The organism is Acinetobacter sp. GW821-FHT01E09 (assembly GCF_059422385.1).
Genome location: NZ_JBWKWU010000001.1, coordinates 1,551,704 through 1,571,813 on the forward strand (window position 1 = coordinate 1,551,704; position 20,110 = coordinate 1,571,813).

16 protein-coding genes are annotated in these 20,110 nt (G+C 37.6%); 8 read left to right on the plus strand and 8 right to left on the minus strand.

The genetic code is table 11. From position 1 onward, the window contains the following. The first annotated feature begins 70 nt into the window (after positions 1-70). A complete protein-coding gene (locus tag AC07U8_RS07120) occupies positions 71-652 on the plus strand; it encodes a TetR/AcrR family transcriptional regulator (protein WP_004721722.1) in 582 nt (193 codons plus the stop codon). Between the two features lie 885 nt (positions 653-1,537). Here the strand turns inward: AC07U8_RS07120 and AC07U8_RS07125 are convergent. Together AC07U8_RS07125 and AC07U8_RS07130 are read right to left on the minus strand one after the other, a co-directional pair. Beyond that, complete coding sequence (locus tag AC07U8_RS07125; protein WP_227504284.1) at positions 1,538-2,266, minus strand: hypothetical protein; 729 nt, start codon at positions 2,264-2,266, stop codon at positions 1,538-1,540. A gap of 357 nt (positions 2,267-2,623) precedes the next feature. Beyond that, the gene (locus AC07U8_RS07130) at positions 2,624-3,325 is read right to left on the minus strand and encodes a YidX family protein (RefSeq protein WP_034617784.1); all 702 of its coding nucleotides are present in this window, start codon (positions 3,323-3,325) and stop codon (positions 2,624-2,626) included. A gap of 307 nt (positions 3,326-3,632) precedes the next feature. Here AC07U8_RS07130 and AC07U8_RS07135 point away from each other — a divergent pair, with 307 nt between their 5' ends. From AC07U8_RS07135 to AC07U8_RS07145, 3 genes are all read left to right on the plus strand, one after another. Next, the gene (locus AC07U8_RS07135; protein WP_004820305.1) at positions 3,633-4,277 is read left to right on the plus strand and encodes an RluA family pseudouridine synthase; all 645 of its coding nucleotides are present in this window, start codon (positions 3,633-3,635) and stop codon (positions 4,275-4,277) included. Between the two features lie 139 nt (positions 4,278-4,416). Continuing rightward, positions 4,417-7,254 (plus strand): RNA polymerase-associated protein RapA, encoded by a 2,838-nt coding sequence (gene rapA / locus AC07U8_RS07140; protein WP_034617785.1) that lies wholly within the window; start codon positions 4,417-4,419, stop codon positions 7,252-7,254. 478 nt (positions 7,255-7,732) lie between these two features. Continuing rightward, on the plus strand, positions 7,733-9,427 hold the full coding sequence (locus tag AC07U8_RS07145) for an AMP-binding protein (RefSeq protein ID WP_034617787.1): 1,695 nt from the start codon (positions 7,733-7,735) through the stop codon (positions 9,425-9,427). Positions 9,428-9,590: 163 nt separating this feature from the next. Here the strand turns inward: AC07U8_RS07145 and AC07U8_RS07150 are convergent, their stop codons facing one another. The 3 genes from AC07U8_RS07150 to fabR form a co-directional block, all read right to left on the minus strand. Continuing rightward, on the minus strand, positions 9,591-10,607 hold the full coding sequence (locus tag AC07U8_RS07150) for an AI-2E family transporter (protein ID WP_004820310.1): 1,017 nt from the start codon (positions 10,605-10,607) through the stop codon (positions 9,591-9,593). A gap of 248 nt (positions 10,608-10,855) precedes the next feature. Next, positions 10,856-11,686 carry a 4-hydroxy-tetrahydrodipicolinate reductase gene (gene dapB, locus AC07U8_RS07155; protein WP_270384555.1) on the minus strand — a complete coding sequence of 277 codons (831 nt, stop codon included), beginning with the start codon at positions 11,684-11,686 and terminating at the stop codon, positions 10,856-10,858. Positions 11,687-11,730: 44 nt separating this feature from the next. Then, positions 11,731-12,426 carry an HTH-type transcriptional repressor FabR gene (gene fabR, locus AC07U8_RS07160; RefSeq protein ID WP_004721706.1) on the minus strand — a complete coding sequence of 232 codons (696 nt, stop codon included), beginning with the start codon at positions 12,424-12,426 and terminating at the stop codon, positions 11,731-11,733. Positions 12,427-12,568: 142 nt separating this feature from the next. On the opposite strand from fabR, the gene AC07U8_RS07165 reads away from it, so the two are divergent. From AC07U8_RS07165 to AC07U8_RS07180, 4 genes are all read left to right on the plus strand, one after another. Beyond that, the gene (locus AC07U8_RS07165; RefSeq protein ID WP_270384557.1) at positions 12,569-13,636 is read left to right on the plus strand and encodes a ferredoxin reductase; all 1,068 of its coding nucleotides are present in this window, start codon (positions 12,569-12,571) and stop codon (positions 13,634-13,636) included. A 12-nt stretch (positions 13,637-13,648) separates the two neighbouring features. Further along, positions 13,649-14,743 (plus strand): fatty acid desaturase family protein, encoded by a 1,095-nt coding sequence (locus AC07U8_RS07170; protein ID WP_004721703.1) that lies wholly within the window; start codon positions 13,649-13,651, stop codon positions 14,741-14,743. 105 nt (positions 14,744-14,848) lie between these two features. After that, positions 14,849-15,484, plus strand: a complete 636-nt coding sequence (locus tag AC07U8_RS07175) for an SMI1/KNR4 family protein (RefSeq protein ID WP_004820316.1) — start codon at positions 14,849-14,851, stop codon at positions 15,482-15,484. A gap of 165 nt (positions 15,485-15,649) precedes the next feature. Continuing rightward, a complete protein-coding gene (locus AC07U8_RS07180) occupies positions 15,650-15,970 on the plus strand; it encodes a nucleoside triphosphate pyrophosphohydrolase family protein (RefSeq protein WP_004721698.1) in 321 nt (106 codons plus the stop codon). 99 nt (positions 15,971-16,069) lie between these two features. On the opposite strand, the gene AC07U8_RS07185 is transcribed toward AC07U8_RS07180, so the two are convergent. From AC07U8_RS07185 to AC07U8_RS07195, 3 genes are all read right to left on the minus strand, one after another. Then, positions 16,070-16,840: a sulfite exporter TauE/SafE family protein gene (locus AC07U8_RS07185; protein ID WP_004820319.1), complete on the minus strand. Its 771-nt coding sequence runs from the start codon at positions 16,838-16,840 to the stop codon at positions 16,070-16,072. Positions 16,841-16,981: 141 nt separating this feature from the next. Beyond that, positions 16,982-19,186 (minus strand): TonB-dependent receptor family protein, encoded by a 2,205-nt coding sequence (locus AC07U8_RS07190; RefSeq protein WP_270384567.1) that lies wholly within the window; start codon positions 19,184-19,186, stop codon positions 16,982-16,984. 185 nt (positions 19,187-19,371) lie between these two features. Next, positions 19,372-20,079, minus strand: a complete 708-nt coding sequence (locus tag AC07U8_RS07195) for an SIMPL domain-containing protein (protein ID WP_004721692.1) — start codon at positions 20,077-20,079, stop codon at positions 19,372-19,374. Between the last annotated feature and the right edge of the window lie 31 nt (positions 20,080-20,110).

Consider the following 20,110-nt stretch of genomic DNA (forward strand, 5'->3'; position numbering starts at 1 on the left):
TTTATGTGCTGTTCTTATAAGCTAATGCTTTAATTTTAATCTTAAATTTTTGTACATCAGGTAAAAACAAATGTCAAAAAAAGAGGACATCATTAATACAGCGTTGAATCTCTTTAATACATATAGTTATAATTCTATCGGTATAGACCGAATTATTAGTGAGTCTGGCGTTGCAAAAATGACTTTTTATAAATATTTTCCATCTAAAGCCAAATTGATTGAAGAATGTTTGGTCACGAGAAATCTCAATTTGCAAGAATCATTAGATGCTGCAATCGCTAAATGTGATCCACAAGATTATTTATCTCATATTAAAGCCATTTTCACATGGTACAACGCATGGTTTCATAGTGAAGATTTTAATGGTTGTATGTTCCAAAAAGCCGTAGAAGAAATTTCAAAAGTTTATCCGTCATCACTTCAACCTGCAACTGACTATAAAGAGTGGTTAAAAGGGCATTTGAGTAATGCGTTGCGTCATTTAGGTGTTAAACAAGATATTCAACTTGCTTCTTTCTTGTCGAGTCTTCTTGACGGAATGACGATTCAAGCGCAAATAGATCCTCAGCAAGTGTGTTTGGATGATTATTGGAGACGGGTAGAGACCCTGATTCAGATGGAATTGGCTCTAGCCCAACCGAGTTCAGTTTAACCTTTAAGTTTGTTGAATAATCGCAGATTGCAAGCGTAATCATTATTTGCGCTTGTTGATCTGTTTAGGGGCTGTTGAGATTTCATAAATGGCTTGCGTTGTAGGTTAAAATTGAGCAGGCAAGGCATGAAACGAAGAGAATAGCGAGACTATTTTCGAGTTTCATAACGAAGGCTGAGATAATTTTAGCCACAACCCTTCGGGACTAGTGTGTTTTTTGCCGCTACGTCGTTACGAACTACTTATTTAGAATGACTAAATTTCGTATTTCGCGCCAAGTATCGCCTAAAAAACACACGTAGTCGCAAACATAGACGAATTGTCAACAGCCCCTAATTTACTCCTTAAAACTTGAAAATAAAAAAGCGCGATCACTTGAAGTGAATCGCGCTTTGCTGATAAGTTTTTTATATACCTGATGATTTATTGTCATAACAATAAATTATCAGGTAAAGAGATGCTTGAAGCATCTTCTTATATTTATTCTTATACCCTCTGAATGCACATGTCATTCGTTTTTTTCAGCAAATTATACAGACTTGTCTGTTTAGTTGGATTATAAAGATTTTGTTGTTTTTTACAACAGAATCTTTGTGAATTTGTTTGTTTTTTTATCAATCGGCTTAAATATTAAAAAAAATATCTAATTTTTGGTACTTTGCGTTTAATTTTATGGGTGCTGATATCGTTTAAAAGCCAGTTCTTGATCTTGTAGATTAGGCTAGCAGACTTCTATTGATCTTTAAATGGCAGTAAATTGCTATACGCGAAGCATGTGGTCAAGAATTTGAAAATTGAAATGAATAATTGTAAATAAATATTAGAGATAAAAAGTCAAAGACCATGAAAAGTGCTTATGCTGTTTGGAATATCAATATTTAAGCATTAGTGATTCATTCTTCGGGCTAAAATTCTAGGATCATTGCTATTGAGGATTTGTTCAATTTTGCCATTAGGGTGCTGAAGAATCGTTTGATCATGCGTATAGACTTTGCCATTACGAGCAATCGCATTTTGATCATTGGGCGGGGTAAATAACCATGTTTCATCTTGTGTAAAAGGATGAACCAGTAAATTGAATTCAGTATTTGCTGGATATTGAATACCGCCTAAGGTTAATTTTTCTGCCAGTGTGCCATTTTCAATCCCGATGAGTTGTTTATTTTGATCCAAATAGACATTTGCCCATTGTAGGGAAACAGCTTTGTATTGGGTGAGGGGATTGTGAATCCGCCAGTAATCTGTAGAAACAAAGTTGTCTGGATATTTTTGATATTTAGAACGCTCGATACCTGCCTGTGCCATAAGCGTAATATTGTCTAGCTGCGTATCTTGAGCAAGATTACAGTGCTCTAAACCAACGATGTTGCCAGCATCATCTAAATAGACTTGAATATAGCTCATCAGCTGACAATTCCAACCTTCGATCGTATCCTTACCTGTCCCCATTAAGGTGGTGGAACGATCATCAAAAAGTTCCAAATCAATACCACGAGGAATTTTCATGCTGTTAATTTGTAGCTTTCCAAATAATACGGGTTGGGGAAATTTGGCTTGTCTCAATGAGGACAATTGATTGGGTGCAAATAATTCAAGTTCAGTCCCTTGTGGCATTTGGATGCCTAAAATTTTCTCAGGCGAACTTAATGTTTTATGTAGGGAATGATGCTCTTTTTCAATCTCATTTTTTGTATATAGAACAAGAAAATAAAGTGCCAAGCTCAAAAAAACGCAGAGTACACTACAGACAAATAAAGACTGAATAAAAATATTGCCATGCCTAAGGGCATTTCTGAATTTTGAGCTAAATATTAATCCAATCGCAAAGAGACTAAAAATAATGGTCCCAAAGCCGGCGACAAAGAAAATCCAAAGATAGTTAAAAGAAAGTGGAATCATGCTACTGAGAATCGTATTTTTATATTTGCTAAGATTCAGGATATTGTATGCAATATCCTGAATTATTTTCAATCAATCAAAAATCTTATGAAGCGCTTGGAACGGTAAAGTCACTACATCAAAAGCGACAGCAAAAGGGAATAACACCAGTTTATCTGCAGTTTTACTGCCAGCCTTTGAGTAATCTTTGACCTCTTGAGTGGTATAGATACTGACTTGATAGGGTTTACTCAGTGCTTTTAGTGATGAAATATTAGAAGCAGAAGGGTAAACCAGACCAGATAAGGCAATGTTAAAACAGAAACGTTGTGCTTTTAGACGTTGATCACTTGAAGTGGTACATTCTTCTGCACCATTTTCAATAAAGAATGCACGATCTTGTTTAGTGACATCTTCCGAAAGTTTGACATATTTGAGTGGTAGGATTCCTGAAAAATGCCCATCATTTTTTTCTGAATTGAAGGTCAGCGCTTTATCAATTTGAATAAATTTTGGATCAAGTCCTGTGATCACTTTGACAAATCGAGTACCACCACTGGTGATGACATAACTATTTTTTTGTCCTGCAATAACAATGCTGTCAGAAGGTAGTGCAGAAATTGCTTGTGATGGTTTGCCAAATGCTAAAACCGTATCATTGACCAATACGGTTTGAACATTACGGGTACGGACACCGTTGTCTTTCTTTAAAAGGGTTGAAGTTGCACAGCCGGTCATGGCAAATGCGGAAATAATACAAATGGACAATGTAGATTTATAATTTAATTTATTCATATTTTGCTCATTTAATCTTAAGGTATTGTTTATACCATTAAAAAAATAGGGTGTTAAGTTTTTAGCCTACCAAAAAATAGACAATAATTTATTTTTTCAATGAATTAATCCAATTTCTCCACAATTGATTGGCAAAATGTATCTAAAGTTTTTGATTGTCTTGTAAATTGCCAATGAATTTAAAGCAATTGTACGATTTATTATTCTTTCTTTAGAATAATCGAATAAATCAGATAATTTTGATTGTAATTTCATTCCAAGATTCTTAGAATTGCCTGCTTGTTTGCGTGATCATTGGAACTGAACTTTGAGTAATTTTCTAACCGAACACCTGATCCATCGTGATGATGATTTTATGGTGATCCATAAGCCAGCAGGTATACTCACAGTTCCAGGAAAAACAGCAGATTTACAAGATTGTGTTATCAACAGATTATTAAAAATCGAGCCTAAGACTTTACTCATTCATCGTTTAGACCGCGATACCTCTGGAATTTTGGTATTCGGACTGAGTAAATGGGGACAAAAAAGTATTTCTAGACAGTTTCAAGAACGTCAAACCTCTAAAACCTATCAAGCTGTTGTTGCTGGCACTTTACATGGTGAAGGCACAGTTGATGTTCCTGTGATTTATGATCCAGAACATCCACCCTTACATATTGCTGATCCAGAACATAATAAGCCTGCATTAACACATTGGAAAGCAATCCAACATTTTCAAATTCAAGGACAGGCTGTAACCCGTGTTGAGTTAACTCCAATTACAGGACGGTCACATCAGTTACGCGTGCATATGCAATATTTAGGACATCCTATTATTGGTGATACTTTATATGCAACTGTAGAACAACAGCAGCTTATGCCACGACTTTGTCTACATGCACAACAACTGAGTTTTCATCATCCTAAAACAGAGGAGCTTGTACAATTTGATTGTCCAGTTCCGTTTTAGTTTAGATTTTTAAGTTGAAATTAAGTCGCTCAAAATTTAATGAGCTTTATGTCAAAAAGTATTGCGTAATGGGTATAAACTTTGTTCAAATATTCTCCTGATTTGAGCAACCGTGTTTTAGCCCTAACATGAGATAAAGGTGGAAAAATTGCAACAATTTGCTATAGGTCAACGTTGGTTATCGGACACAGAAACTGAGTTAGGTTTAGGTGTATTGATTGACGTCGATGAACGTTCAATCAGTATTCTTTTTCCAAAAAGTGACGAAACTCGTGTCTATGCACGTAATAATGCCCCATTATCTCGTATTGTTTTTAATATCAATGATGAAGTTCAAGACCAAGAAGGCATCAAGTGGATTGTCGAGTCTTTAGACGATCGCAGTGGTGTGATTCGTTACAATGTTATTCGTACATTGGATAGTGGTGAACAAGAGAAGAAAGCATTAAACGAAACGCGTATTGGCGCACAAATTCAATTGTCAAAGCCTTTAGAACGTTTATTGGCAAGCCAAATTGACTATAAAGAATGGTATGACTTACGTATTGAAGCGATGCAAATGCAAGCCAATATGCAAACGTCACCATTACGTGGTTTGGTTGGCGCGCGTGTAGGTTTGATTCCACACCAGCTGTATATTGCCCATGAAGTGGGTAAACGATTTGCACCTCGTGTACTACTTGCAGATGAAGTCGGTTTAGGTAAAACAATCGAAGCGGGACTCATCATCCATCAACAACTCAAAACGGGTCGTTCTGAGCGAATTCTGATTCTTGTACCAGATTCATTACAATATCAATGGATGATTGAAATGCGTCGTCGTTTCAATTTGAATTTCTCATTGTTTGATCTGACTCGTACAGCTTCAATCAAAGAGCATGATCCTGAACTCAATCCATTCCTGACTGAACAATGTATCATTGCTTCAGTAGATTTAATGATTGACCATGATGATTTACGTGAGCAAGCCATTGAAGCTGGTTTTGATCTGTTAGTGGTCGATGAAGCGCATCATTTGATGTGGAGTGAAGAAGAAGGCGGTAATGACCGTTATGATCTGGTTGAAGAGCTTGCTGAAAAAACTGAAGGTGTGCTGCTTTTAACGGCAACACCTGAACAGTTAGGTGTAGAAAGTCATTTTGCCCGTTTACGTTTACTTGATCCACAACGTTTTAGTTCGCTTGATCGTTTCCTTGATGAAGAAGAGCAATATCATCACACTGCTAAAATTGCTGAAGTGTTGATGTCAGATTTGCCACTTGAAGCGGAACATTTGGCAGCGGTTGAAAAATTATTAGGTCATCCGATTGAAGATCAGCCTGAACATCGTTTCCGTGCAATTCATGAACTTTTAGACCGTCATGGTACTGGTCGTATCTTGTTCCGTAATACCCGTGAAGCAATTCAAGGTTTCCCTGGACGTGATTGCCAACCTGCACCATTGCCAGCACCAGAAAACTGGTCTAAAGATGGAAAATTACGTGAGCAAATGTGGCCAGAAGAACTGCAACTTGATGGCGCATGGATGGAAACAGACCCACGTGTTATGTGGTTGATGGAACGATTACGTTCTGATTTAAAACATAAAAAAGTACTGCTGATCGCACGTAGTGGTCCAGTTGTTGAAGCACTTGAAAACGCTTTACGCATCCACGCGGGTATTCGCACCGCAATGTTCCATGAAGGCATGAGCTTATTGGAACGTGACCAAGCAGCGGCTTATTTTGCTGAAGATTCTTATGGTGCACAGATTTTACTGTGTTCTGAAATTGGTTCAGAAGGGCGTAATTTCCAGTTTGCTTCTGATCTTGTGTTGTTTGATTTGCCAGCAAATCCAGATGTACTTGAACAGCGTATTGGTCGTTTAGACCGTATTGGTCAAGAAAATCGTATTCAGATTCATGTGCCTTATCTTGTCGGTACAGCGCAAGAGCGCATGTTCCGTTGGTATAATGAAGCGTTGAATATTTTTAGTAATATTTCGCCTACAGCACAAACCTTACAAGAAAACTTTATTGTCGATTTAAAAGATTGCTTATTGGATGATAAAGGCCAAGCCTTTGAAGAGCTTCTTGAAGCGGTCAATGTACAGCGTCAAGCGCTTGAAGTTGAATTGCAAGATGGTCGTGACCGTTTATTGGAATACAATTCATGTCGTCCGATCGTGGCACAAGAAATTGTTACTGCGCTTGAAGACTATGATGACAATACTTTGTTGCCAATGTTTATGAAGCGGTTTATGGCATCGACTAACATTGACTTTGATGAGCAAAGCAATGGTACGGTGATTATTAAACCAACCGATCAAATGCAAGTGCAAGGTTTGGATATCGACGAAGAGGGCATGACTGCAACCTTCTATCGTGATCAGGCACAGATCCGTGAAGACGCGCAATATTTAACACTTGAACATCCGTTTACTGAAAGTGTGATGGAAATTATCCGCACTCAATCTTTTGGTAGTACCAATGTTGCGATTCTAAAAACCAATGCACTTAAACAAGGCACGATCTTGTTAGAAGTTTGGTTTAAAGTGGATGTGGTCGCACCTAAGGCATTAAATTTACCTTCAAGTTTGCCGACACAATTGATCCGAGTGTTATTGACTGAAACGGGTCAGGATATTACTGCCAAGCTTGATCCAGAAATTATTAAGCCGTATTTACACCATTTAGATAGCAACAGCTGTCGTCAAGTGGTAAAAGCACGTCGTGAAGTGATTGAAGAACGCTATGCACAAGCTTTAGATATTGCTAAAGGTGTTTTACCGCAGTTAAAAGAACAAGCTAAAGAAATTTATGGTAGCAAATGGCAATATGAAATTGATCGTTTAAGCTATTTAAAACAATTTAATCCAAGTATTCGTGCAGATGAAATTGAACGTTTACAGAAATTCCAGAAAGAAGGTTTAAGCCTATTGGAAGGTGTTTCTGTAACACCAGAGGCGATTCAGGTATTGGTCGTGGTTAAACCTTAATTTAGCGCAATTTTATCTAGATTCTAAAAGCTCCTTCGGGAGCTTTTTTGATGTATATATTATCCAGATTTAAATAATCAATTATTGGGTTGTTTTTATTTATTTGATTTTAAATGTAAAAGTTATACCAATTTATAAAAATTAATTACTAGCATTGTACCATTTATATGACCATGTCTTGTATGGGGGGGCTATGGACCATTCATCAATTTCACCACATCATAGAAACCCCATGTATCATTGAATGAGATCTACTTTACAACAAAAATCAATGAACGATTTACAGGGAGTTTGTTGTATACATTGCAACCGTTTTTATGCTATTTAAATAGTGTACTTTGATCTCGATTTTTTCTTTTAGAGATAAAGTTTACCCACCCATGTAATTTGATCATTCAGTATTGTGTATCCAAATAGACAAGTTCGAAAGCAACGGTCTATAGCCAAGATAAAAACTTAAAATAATGGAAGAAATGATATGGAAAACAAGGATTTTGTTGAGTTTCATGATACCCATGTGCACTATCTACTTCATTGGGAAAAGCAATTACCGCAAAAAGATGTGTTTGTACAACCATTGGCCAATGGCAATGCAGTGCATTACACATGGTCGGAAGTTGCACAACAAGTTCGCAGTATGGCGAGTTATTTACAGTCTTTAAACTTGCCTGAAAAGAGTGCGATTGCAATTTATGGTAAAAATAGTGCGCATTGGCTTATGGCAGATTTAGCGATCTGGATGTCAGGTCATATCTCAGTCCCACTCTACCCAACACTCAATGCGGAAGGTGCAGCTTATGTACTCAACCACAGTGAAGCCAAACTCTTATTTATTGGAAAATTGGACGGTAAAGCGGATAGCTGGAATGAGGTAAAAACAATCATTCCGCAAGATTTAGCTTGCGTGCGTTTGGCATTATCACCTGAATTCGATGCACCGCAATGGAATGATATTGTGCAATCTGTTGCCCCACTAGAAAACCCAATCTTGCCCAATAAAAATGATTTAGCGACCATCGTTTATACGTCTGGTAGTACGGGTGTACCTAAAGGAGTTATGCAAAGTTTTGCGACACTTTTATCGGCTGCTCGTGAGCTCAGATTAACTTATCAAGTGACAATATCTGATCGAGCCTTATCTTATCTACCACTTGCACATGTTGCAGAACGTATTTTTATTCAATCTTCATTGATGGTTTGCGGTTTTACCGTGTATTTTGCAAATTCAATTGAAACCTTTGTTGAAGATTTGAATCGTGCCAAACCTACATTATTCTTTTCGGTACCGCGCTTATGGACCAAGTTCTATTTGGGCGTTAATGAAAAAATACCGCTCCATATACAAAAGGTTTTATTTAAAATACCTGTGTTAGGTAAGTTGGTTAAAAAGAAATTACTCACTAAACTCGGGCTAAATCATGTCCGTTATGCATTTACTGCTGCGGCACCGCTACCTACAGATATTATTTTATGGTATCGAAATTTAGGTTTAGAGTTACTTGAAGTCTATGGCATGACTGAAAATTGTGGTTATTCGCATGTGACACGTGTGGGGCAGTTTGCCAGTGGTTATGTGGGGCATGCCCAACCTAAAGTGGAGTGTAAAATTGATGAAAATGGTGAAATTCTGGTAAAAAGCCCAGGAACCATGTTGGGCTATTATAAAAATCCTGAAAAAACTGCAGAAGATATGACCGAAGATGGATTTTTACGTACGGGGGATTTGGGCGAGATCGATGCAGAAGGGCGGTTAAAAATTACGGGTCGAATTAAAGATATTTTTAAAACAAGTAAAGGCAAATACATCATGCCAGTTCCGACTGAGCAAAAAATCGGAAATCAGGCCTTAATTGAATCTGTATGTATTGGTGGTTCAAGCCAACCACAACCAGTTGCCTTTATTATGTTGGCTGAAGATATTCGTAACAGTCTGAAGCAGAACCCGAAGCGAGATGAAATTGAAAACGCCTTAAAAGCATTAAGAGTGAAGATCAATGAAGAACTGGAGCCTCATGCAAAAATCAGCTTTTTTGTCGTAGTCAATGAACCATGGACCATGGAAAATGATTTACTTACTCCAACGATGAAAATTAAACGTAATAAAATTGAAAGTCGCTATGAGCCATTCTTAGACGCTTGGGCACAACAGAAACGAGAAGTGGTCTGGGAATAAAAGTTTTTAACTACATTGGTATTATTAGCAAAAAAGCCTGAATTGTAATGTTGATCAACTCAGGCTTTTTTTAATTTTCTTCTTTTACAAAGTAATACTTCATACCTTTAAAAGAAGGGTTTCTTGATGACTCAAATGAACTATGTTTTAAATCATTTCAGCTTTAAATCATTTCGGCTTGTTTAAGTTCTAACTTGAGATAGGCATAGAAAATGGGTGCAACAATTAAACCCGCTAAGCCAAAGAACGACTCAAAGACTAACATTGCCAATAACACCTCCCATGACGCTGCATGGATTTTTGTGCCAATAATTTTGGCATTAATAAAGTATTCCAGTTTATGGATAAAAATCAGATAAAGTAATGCGATACCAGCGGTAGATACTGAAATGGTTAAACCTGCCATAACAATAATGGTATTGGAGAGTAAGTTTCCGACAATTGGAATTAATCCAAAAATAAAAGTCAGGATCACTAAGGTATTGGCAAAAGGTAAATGTATATCAAAAACAGGGAGGATCAGGTGAGAGAAAATCAAAAATAAAAAGGTATTGATTAACGAAATTTTAAACTGAGCAAACACCACATTTTTAAAAGATGAAGAAAGGTTTTCAATACGTGTGATCATGGCACGCTTAAATTCTGGCTGATCCGGCTGTGGGCGCAGTTGGTTTAATGAGACAAGGATCCCCACAATCATACCAATCAACATCGTGGCTAAATTATGTAAAAAGCCTGTTCCGGTACTTTTTAAGGTGGATAAATTATCTTTGATTAAATCAAAGGTTTGATCTTTTAATTCAGTGAGTGAATAAGGAATAAATCCTGGAATATATTGTGCCACTTCAAGTTGTAGTTTTTGTAAGGTCTGATCGACTTGGTCACTGATGGCATTGATTCCCGCACCTTGCAAATCGTGTTGAACAAAGCTGATTAACCCAGTAATGCTGAGCACAATCAAAGAAATAATAAAAATGGCAAGAATAATGCTAATGGTCAAGCGCGCTCTTTGACCATCAATATATCTTTCTGTAATGCTACCTAAACTATTGATGATTTCAAAAACAACAAAACCTGCAAAAAATGACGCTAAGAGATGCAAGGGAATCAGTAAAGACAAAAAGATCAGCATGAGTAAGTAACTTGCAATAATACTTTGACGATCATTTAACAGTTTCATGTGAATAGAGCTCAATTATACAATTGATGTATAGGGGAATATAAAAATACCAAGTTAGATTTATATCACTCTAACTCGTGGCGAGATAGCTATTTTTAAATACAAAGCTTAATTCAATGTGAAAATATTTGGTCTGAATACTGGGTGAAAAGTCTTTAAAAAACGTTATAGAAAGATAAAAGATCACTATCGTGGATTGATCAGAAAAATTTTACTGTTGCGTACATTGAGCAGTACATAGAGCGCTATTAAAGCGAGTGATTCAAATGAATCACGTCATGCATATTATATAAGCCAGCGGGTTGAGACATACACCACATTGCGGCACGAATTGCACCAGTCGCAAAGTTCATCCGATTGCTTGCAATATGTTTGATTTCGACCTGTTCCCCATGACCATAAAATATTGTGTTATGTTCACCAACAATGTCACCACCACGTATAGCTTGTAAACCGATCTGTTGGGGTGTTCGCTCAGTAACCTGAGCATGGCGTTGATAGACCGCTAAATCGCTGAGCAATTGTGCTCTGACTTGAGCAATCGCTTCTGCGTACATCAATGCAGTACCTGATGGCGCATCTATTTTTTGTCGATGGTGTGCTTCGATGATTTCAGCTTCAAATCCTGTACCTAATAATTGGGCAGCAACTCGAACCAGATCAATACTAAGATTGACGCCAATGGAATAATTGCCTGAATGCACGATAGCAATATCTTGTGCGGCTTGAGCAATGTGTTGATTTAATTGCTCAGATAAACCAGTGATACCAATAATCATCGGCTTTTTAGCGTGCTGACAAATTTTTAAATGTTGCGATAATGCTTCTGCTGTAGTGAAATCAATCACCACATCACAATGCTGAATGACGTCTTCCAAACGATCTGAAATGAGCACATTTAATGGTGCTATATTGAGATACTGTCCTAGTTCCTGACCAATCGCTGCACTTGCAACTCTTGCTGTAGCAACAGTGATGTTTAGTCCCGCATTGAGACAGGCCTGAACCAGCATTTGTCCCATGCGGCCAGTCACACCCAGTATGCCTACACGAATATTTTGTTGATTGTGACTGATCATAGGGTCTTGATACTTGTATTTAATAGGCTATGAAAGAATAGCTATTATTTAATTTGCGCTTCGTCTAAATGACGCGAACCTTCGAGTAACATACGAATCATCACCATGGTTTGTTCAGCGACTTCTTTACGTTCAGCAATCGGTAAATCAATCACCTTGGCACCCATATTAAATACCAGCTGAGTAATTGCTTTGGCGACTAAATCAGGATGGGTTAATTTACTGTGATTGATGCGTTCTATTCGAATCAAATCTTCTTGGAGTTCTTGTTGGAAATAATTAAGTTGTTTGTCTACAGCAAGTTTATATTGCTTTGATCCTGTATAACCTTCACGCAGTAGTAAACTGAGGTTACCTTCATCGGCATCTAGTTGTTCAATAAATACTTCAACTGAACTGCGAATAATACTGCTTTGTCTGATTGCCTTGATTCGAGCTTCATGCAAAATTTGACGAAGCACCACACCTGAACGATCAATCAGTTCAATCGCCAACTCATCAATATCTTTAAAGTGACGATAAAAACTATTTGGCGCAATCCCAGCTTCACGAGCAACTTCTCTTAAACTTAAAGAGGAAATACTTTTTTGCGGTCCAATCAAATTTAAGGCGGCTTGGAATAATTCTTCTTTGGTAATTGTCGCTTTGCGTCCAACAGTACGTACAGAAACTTTTTCAAGCTCATGAATTTGATCTTGAAGGGTAGCTGGGTTCTGAGGTAATACGGACGTTGGATTCATAAAGTATCAAATAGTTAAAATATTTTTTTCATTATAGCCTTTGTCATTACATAAATGAAATGTCTAGATACAATACACGCGTATATACAAATATATATACATGTGTATAATAATTAAAAATCACTCAGATGGTGAGCCTAGTATGCACGCTATTGAAAAGCAAAAATCTCCCGTAAACGCTATATTTGATATGGTGTTAGGTACTCATACGACTAATTTTTGGCTACAGAAAATTAATCCATTGTGGTCAGTTCAACAAGCTTTGGGGAAAATTGTTGAAAAAGAACAATCCGCCGCAGATACGATCAGCTTAACCATCAAAATTAACCGTTTGTTTAAAATGGGGTTAGCCGGGCAGCATCATCCAATCACTGTCGAAATCAATGGTCGTCGTTATGAACGTACCTATAGTCTGACTCAATTAGATACGCAACATGTATTACTCACGGCAAAAAAAGTAGAAAAAGGCATTGTGAGTAACTGGTTGTTTGAACATGCCCAAGTGGGTGAGGTGATTGAATTTGGTCGACCTTATGGTGATATGTTATTGCCTCAAGTTGTCAGTCCATTGATTCTGGTCGCTGCGGGCAGTGGTATTACGCCGATGTATAGCTTGATTCAGGCATTGGCAGCGAACCAGCAGCTTGATCGTCAGCCAGTACATTTAATGTATTGGGTTAAAAAAAATGCAGACGTTGCCTTTAAACAACAGTTTGAACAATTAGCCCAACAGTATCCCGATTTTAAATTTGATGTGTTCTATACCCAAGAAGTACCTGCGGATGCACGTTTAAATAATGAATATTTACATATCATTAAAAATCTTGAGCAAAGCACAGTGTATGTATGTGGTCCTTCAGGTTTTGTGGCAACAGCTGAACAATTATTTGAACAGGCCAAAGTACTCAAAAGCGAAGCATTTAGCCTAAGCCCCGTGATTTCTGATGACACAGGTTATATCAATGTCACATTAACCAAATCTAATAAAGTGGTTGCAATCCCTAAAGGTCAAGCCATTTTAGTTGGTTTAGAACAACAAAATATCAAACCAGAACATGGTTGCAGAATGGGTATTTGCAATAAATGCGCGTGTAATAAAGCACAGGGTGCCACAAAAAACTTAGTCAATGGTCAAGAAAATTTTGAACCGAATAATTTACTGAGAATTTGTGTAAATACTGCCCAAACTGATTTAGTTATTGATCTTTAAGCGAGTTTTATCATGAATATGCCAGTTAAAATTCAATATTTTAAAAACACCAAAAACCGTGAACTGACCCAGACTGAGCTGGATGCTTTAGCGCGCGAGCTGGATGCAATTAAGCAAGAAGTCTTAGATGATATTGGTGAAAAAGATGCCAAATATATCAAAAAAGTATATGCCGCTATTCGTTATAGCAGTATTTTAGGCCGAGCATGCTTATTTGCGGGTTGGTTCCCACCAGCATGGTTACTTGGTACAGGTTTACTGAGCTTTGCCAAGATCATGGAAAATATGGAACTCGGTCATAATGTCATGCATGGGCAATATGATTGGATGAATGATCCACGTTTTAAAGGTACAACTTACGAATGGGACATTGTTGGAACCTCTGACAACTGGCGCCAAACCCATAATTATAAGCATCATACCTATACCAATATCAAAGGGATGGATGATGATATTGGCTATGGTTTATTGCGTTTATTCCCAGAACAACGTTGGAAACCGGGTTTTTTATTGCAGCCTTTATATGCAATTCCGTTCTGTCTATTGTTCCAATGGGGCGTTGCGATTCAAAACCTTGAAATTGGTAAATTGGTTTATAAACGTAAAACGTGGGCGCAATTTAAAGAAGAGTGGAAGCCGACTCAAAAGAAAATTGGTAAACAGTTTTTTAAAGATTATCTTTTCTTTCCTGTGATTGCTGGCCCGGCAGCTTTACCTGTATTTACAGGTAATTTAGTTGCTAATGGTATCCGTAATATTTGGACATTCAGTATCATTTTCTGTGGTCACTTTACCAAAGATGTCGAAGTGTTCCCTAAAACTGTTTTACAGGATGAAAGTCGTGGACATTGGTATATGCGCCAGATTCGCGGTTCTTCGAATTTAACTGGTTCAGAAGCATTTCATATTTTGACAGGTCATTTGAGCCATCAAATCGAGCATCATTTATTCCCTGAAGTACCTGCTCGTCGCTATCGTAAAATGGCGCCTAAAGTTGAAGCGGTATGTAAAAAGTATGGTTTAAACTACAACAATGCAAGTTTGTTTAAGCAATATGGTCAAGTCCTTGGACGTATTGTGAAATATGCATTTCCATTTAAAAAATAGTTGATTTGCTAAAGCTAAAGCCACTTTTAAGTGGCTTTTTTATTGTCAATGATTGGGTTTTTCAGTAAAGTTTATTTGACTGTTATTAAGATAAATGAGAAGAACATGATTCAAAAACAATTAGAAAATATACAAAATTGGTTAGTGCAACATGCTGCAAAGATCGCAAATCAATCACTCAATCCTGCGGCAAGTATTTCAGATATAGAACAATTTGAACAAAGGCTTTCTAAACATTTACCTGATGATTTTAAACAGTTGTACTGTTGGCATAATGGGATGAATGAAGAGGAAAATTTAGGCAGTTTATTTTATGGTATGGAATTTTTATCGCTGACCAATATTGAAAATAAACGTGCTGATCTTGCGGATCTCGTTGATGAGTTGTTTGTTCTTCAACATGCTGACCCACAAATCAATCCAACCAATGCCCACCATCGGGATTGGGTCCAGTTTGCGCATGATGGTGGGCGCACAGGTTTGTATGTGGATTTAGCACCCACCGCCGTTGGTCAAATTGGCCAAGTGATCTTTATTGATCATGAATATGATGTTGGGATTTTGGTCGCCAACTCGATTACCGATTTACTTCAACAATTTTCAGATGATTTAGACAATGACTTATATCAGCTGAATGAAGATGCTTTAGAAGATGAAAATGAATTTTTAGAAAGTGATGCAGCTATTGATCTGGTCAATTGGCATATGAGTGAACGCTGGGCGCGCCCTGATTTTACTTAGCTTTTTTGAGAAAAATCATTTTATAAAATTATGTTTGAACGCTTCACTCATAAAAAGTGTATCAATAGCGATTATTGCTAGACACTCAATTTTGAACGCATTACATTTCTAATCGAATCAATTTTACAAAATCAAGTAAGCTCTAATTTTTAAACGAGCAAAATGATGGATCATAAAATAACGGTTGATGAGGTTGTAGCACGTTCAGTAAAAATCAGAGAACGTTATCATGAGCTAGAGCGAATAAATCATCATGCTGAATGGACAGTGCAAGAGGATGCGTTGGCATTTTTATCTGATGCTGGATTGGTTGGCAGATTAGTCATGGCGCAGACAGGGAAGTGGCTACACAAAGGCGATGCTCAACAAGAGTTGCAGCATAAGTTAGGTGAATGTGTTTGGTGGTTAGCCATTATTGCCAATGAATTAGATATGGATTTAACTGAAGCCACACAATACTTTTTAGATAAAGCTGAAAAGATTTGAATCTTTGGAAAAACTTCCATAGGAAGTTTTTTTAGAATCTTAGTTTAGAAGCCCGCATTTTGGTGGGCTTCATTCAATTTTTATATTAAGTATGAATGACTAACCGATAAATAAGTCATAGCCCATTCGGCCAATTAAAAATACCAGTAAAATTAAAAAGAAAATACGAATAAAACCACTTCCATATTTAAATGCTAAAGCTGTACCCGCAAGTGAGCCTAAAACATTGCAAACTGCTAAAATGATGCCAGCCATCCATAAAATATGCCCAGAAGGGATAAAGAAAAACATGGCAGCAATATTGGTGGCGACATTGACCAATTTGGCAGATGCAGAAGCATTTAAAAAATCAAAAGCAAATACTTTCACAAACAGAAAGAGTAAAAAACTGCCTGTCCCAGGGCCAAAAATTCCATCATAAAATCCAATTAAGGCGCCAAAAAATAAACCTAACGCAATTTCTTTCTTACCCGTCTGTAACACAGTATGGACTTTACCTAAGTCTTTTTTGGCAAAGGTGTAGATCGCAATCAAGATCAGTAAAAAGAATACGATATAACGCATCAACTCTTTCGGAATCAACGAAACTGACATTGCACCTAAAAAAGAAAATATAAATGCTGCCAACATTGTGGGTAATATAAGTTTCCAATTGATCGTAACTTTCTTAAAGTAAGCAAATGCAGAAGATACAGTCCCTGCCATGGCAATGATTTTATTGGTTCCAAAAACTGTGGCGAGACTTTGATTGGGAAAGGCATGCATTAGTGCTGGGAGTAGCACTAATCCACCTCCACCCACCGCAGCATCAATTAAACCCGCACAAAAAGCGAAGAAGCCTAAACTCAGAAGTATTGTCTCGTATTCCATTACAGATTGTTCTAACTGCTATTTTAAGAGAATAATCATAGAATATATTCAAATAAAAGTAATTAAAAAGCGCTAATCTCAATCTATGAGATTAGCGCTTTAGTTTTAAATGCTTTGTAAATCTACAAGTTTTTCAAAAAATTAGAAATCAACAGAAGTTTGTAGATAGAAAGTACGTGGCTGTCCTACGTATTTACCACCTGTAGAGTCAGATGAACGAGTAAAGTATTCTTGATCAAATAGGTTTTTAATCCCACCAGCAACTTTTAAACCGTAAAAATCTTGTCCAAAATCATAACCAGTACGTACCGCAAAAGTTGAGTAACCCGGGATATCACCAGTACGACCATCTGCCGTTTCAACAGTTTGGTAAACATTGCCTGAACCCGGCGCATGTTGTTTAGATTGAGCAAACATATCTGCATTGATAGACCATTTGTCAAAGCTATAACCAAGCCCTAAATTTCCAACATGTCTTGAATAATAAGGTAAGTCCTTACCATCAAATTTACCTGCCTCAGACACTGCTTTGGTAAATGTATAGTTACTATAGACTTTTAAGCCTTGCAGAGAGTCGTAGAGATTACCAAAGTCATAACTTAGGCCAAGCTCTACACCTTTATGACTGGTTGCACCTAGATTGGTCCAAATGCCTGTACCAATATTGTCAGGGCGTTCAAGTAATAATTCTTTATCAAAGTCTAAATAGAACACTGTAAATTCAGCATTTAAACCATTGCCGAGGTATTTTGTGCCGATTTCATAGTTGTTGGATTTTTCAGGATGCAGACCATCTAAAGTGGTTATCGCTTTATTTCCTTCAACTTTAGCCAATTGGTTATATTGTTGAGGACCAAAAGAAACCGCCGCATTGGCAAAGACATTCCACTGATCATTGAAATTGTATTGCACTGCAAGGCTTGGTAAAAACTCATCAGAATTGATTTTTGGATGTACCGTATTGATGAATTTACCATTTTGGAAGGCGGTATAATCATTATGGGTTTTAATTGACTCAAAACGTACACCCGGAGTAATGGTTAGTGCACCTAGACCAAAACGGTTATCAATATACACGGCATGGGCTTTGGTTCCACCTTCACTGCTGGTGTTGGCAAGACGTTCACCTGGTGTGCCTGTTGCAGTGTTATATTGTGCTGTACGACCCGAAAACTCTGAACTGTCTTCTTGTAAGTAGCGATAACCGACAGTGACTTCATTATTCATATTGCCCAAAGTGTAGGCGCGTGAATAACGTGGTTCAATGCCAAAATATTTATAATCACGTGGAGAATTACTAATTCGACTATTTGCAGTACCTTCTACAGCTGATTCTAGATCACTGGTACGGAATGAATCGACATAATAACCAAGGATTTCAAAGTTATTGAGTTCATCTTTATGGCTGTATTTAACAGAAACATCTGAACGACGGCCAGCAAAATAGTTACGGTATTGGTTTGACTGGTATGGGTTTTTGGCATAATCCGCAGTCGTTAAGCCTTCTGGCATTTCGCCACGACCTTCATAATGATGCAAATTAAGTGCAATCGAATCTGCATCTGTAAACTGATATGACGACTTTAACATGACGTCATCAATATCTATGTCGTTATTGGCTTCGCGATAGCCATTTCCTTTGGTTCCTGAATAAAGTAGCGCAAGACCTAAACCATTATCCATAGTACCGCCGATAAAGAGGTTTGGACTGTACTTGAGTTGGTCGGTACCTGTGGCGAATTCTGTGGTTAAACCAACAGAGCCTGATAGTTTTTCAGGGATTGCTCGAGTATTAAAGTTGATGATTCCCCCCACGTTTTGAGGCCCAAAGCGGACTGAACCTGCGCCACGAACAACGTCTACAGATTCAATATTGCCCATAGAAACAGGTGCCATAGACAATTGTGGTTGACCATAAGGCGCGAAGGATAATGGAACACCATCCATCAAGACCGTGGAGCGCGGTGATAGGCGAGAGGTTAAGCCACGCACCCCCAGATTGAGTGAAACATCACTCCCCCCTGTGCCATTGCTGTCCTGAACCTGAACCCCTGGCACTTGTTTTAACGCATCACGGATAGAGGTCACCGCAGATTCGTCCATTTTTTTACGATCGATAATGGTACGTGCACCTGCATGCTTGTGAACTTTTTCAGCATTGGCTGCTTCAAGCCAGTTTCCTTCAGCTTGTACGGTGATTGTTTTAAGTGTTTGTGTTGAAGTTTCTTGATTGTCTTCGGCAAAAGCAGCATTGGATATAAAGCTAAGTGAAACAGCAATTGCAAGGCTGAGATGTGAGGGTTTAAACAGGGTGAAGTCAGGTGTTCTATGGCTTGAAATTTTCATAAAGAGATAGGCATTTGAAATTGTGCGTATCTTAATCTCTTCAAGCATATTTTTAAATCAGGATGATTATCATTTAAAACTATTGTTTAATTCAAATTAATAGATTTTTTAATCAAATATTCACTTTTTTATATTGCAATAGCAAAAAACCGTGCATAAGCACGGTCTTTATACTCATCAAAAAATTATTTAAACTGGATCGAACCATTGGCATTGACTGTGATTTTTGATTCACCAGCGGCCATGTTCTGACCACCGACTGCATCGGCAGCTTCGAACTTAGCCATAGATGCACGCGCTGCATATACTGGTTGCGGATAAGAGTTGCTGGTATTGATGTTGATATTGACCAAGTTATAAGACGATTTATTCCATGCTTGCGTTAAAATTTGCGCACGTTGTTGGAAGTTCTTTGAAGCCTCAACCATCAATTCATTTTCAACTTTTTTACGTTGTTCATCAGACACTGTGAAATTAATCGATTGTGTTTGGAAGCTGGTTTGCAACTCGTTGATTAACTGGCTTGCCGCTTTAAAATCTTTACTTTCGATTTGAATTTCTGCACGACCACGCCATTCTTTCAATTTTTGGTTGTCATTGTCATAAACAGGATAAGTGGTTTGTGAACCTGTTTCGACTTTAACTTGTGGATACTTTTTCGAAATGCTAATGGCTTGATTCATTAACTGGGTAATTTGAGAAGATAACTCAGCAGGTTGCTTGTTGTTTTTCTCAATAAAAAGTACAGCATGCATTTCATCATTAGACACTTGACGTGTCGCATCTGCTTGAACGTTGACAATATTATAGTTTAACGGGTCATTTTCTGCTGCCATCGTCATTGTGCTCAGTGTGGTTCCCAAGAGTAAAGTAGTTAAAGCTAAATAACGCATAATGAATCCTTAAAATTGTTTGACTAAATTT

What these genes read in the sequence shown, in the direction of transcription:
- AC07U8_RS07130 (WP_034617784.1), bottom strand. Translation starts at nt 3,325, where the DNA reads ATGAATAAATTAAATTATAAATCTACATTGTCCATTTGTATTATTTCC.
- AC07U8_RS07120 (WP_004721722.1), top strand. Translation starts at nt 71, where the DNA reads ATGTCAAAAAAAGAGGACATCATTAATACAGCGTTGAATCTCTTTAAT.
- AC07U8_RS07190 (WP_270384567.1), bottom strand. Translation starts at nt 19,186, where the DNA reads ATGAAAATTTCAAGCCATAGAACACCTGACTTCACCCTGTTTAAACCC.
- dapB (WP_270384555.1), bottom strand. Translation starts at nt 11,686, where the DNA reads ATGATCAGTCACAATCAACAAAATATTCGTGTAGGCATACTGGGTGTG.
- AC07U8_RS07145 (WP_034617787.1), top strand. Translation starts at nt 7,733, where the DNA reads ATGGAAAACAAGGATTTTGTTGAGTTTCATGATACCCATGTGCACTAT.
- fabR (WP_004721706.1), bottom strand. Translation starts at nt 12,426, where the DNA reads ATGAATCCAACGTCCGTATTACCTCAGAACCCAGCTACCCTTCAAGAT.
- AC07U8_RS07175 (WP_004820316.1), top strand. Translation starts at nt 14,849, where the DNA reads ATGATTCAAAAACAATTAGAAAATATACAAAATTGGTTAGTGCAACAT.
- AC07U8_RS07185 (WP_004820319.1), bottom strand. Translation starts at nt 16,840, where the DNA reads ATGGAATACGAGACAATACTTCTGAGTTTAGGCTTCTTCGCTTTTTGT.
- AC07U8_RS07195 (WP_004721692.1), bottom strand. Translation starts at nt 20,079, where the DNA reads ATGCGTTATTTAGCTTTAACTACTTTACTCTTGGGAACCACACTGAGC.
- AC07U8_RS07150 (WP_004820310.1), bottom strand. Translation starts at nt 10,607, where the DNA reads ATGAAACTGTTAAATGATCGTCAAAGTATTATTGCAAGTTACTTACTC.
- AC07U8_RS07180 (WP_004721698.1), top strand. Translation starts at nt 15,650, where the DNA reads ATGGATCATAAAATAACGGTTGATGAGGTTGTAGCACGTTCAGTAAAA.
- AC07U8_RS07125 (WP_227504284.1), bottom strand. Translation starts at nt 2,266, where the DNA reads ATGCCACAAGGGACTGAACTTGAATTATTTGCACCCAATCAATTGTCC.
- AC07U8_RS07170 (WP_004721703.1), top strand. Translation starts at nt 13,649, where the DNA reads ATGAATATGCCAGTTAAAATTCAATATTTTAAAAACACCAAAAACCGT.
- AC07U8_RS07165 (WP_270384557.1), top strand. Translation starts at nt 12,569, where the DNA reads ATGCACGCTATTGAAAAGCAAAAATCTCCCGTAAACGCTATATTTGAT.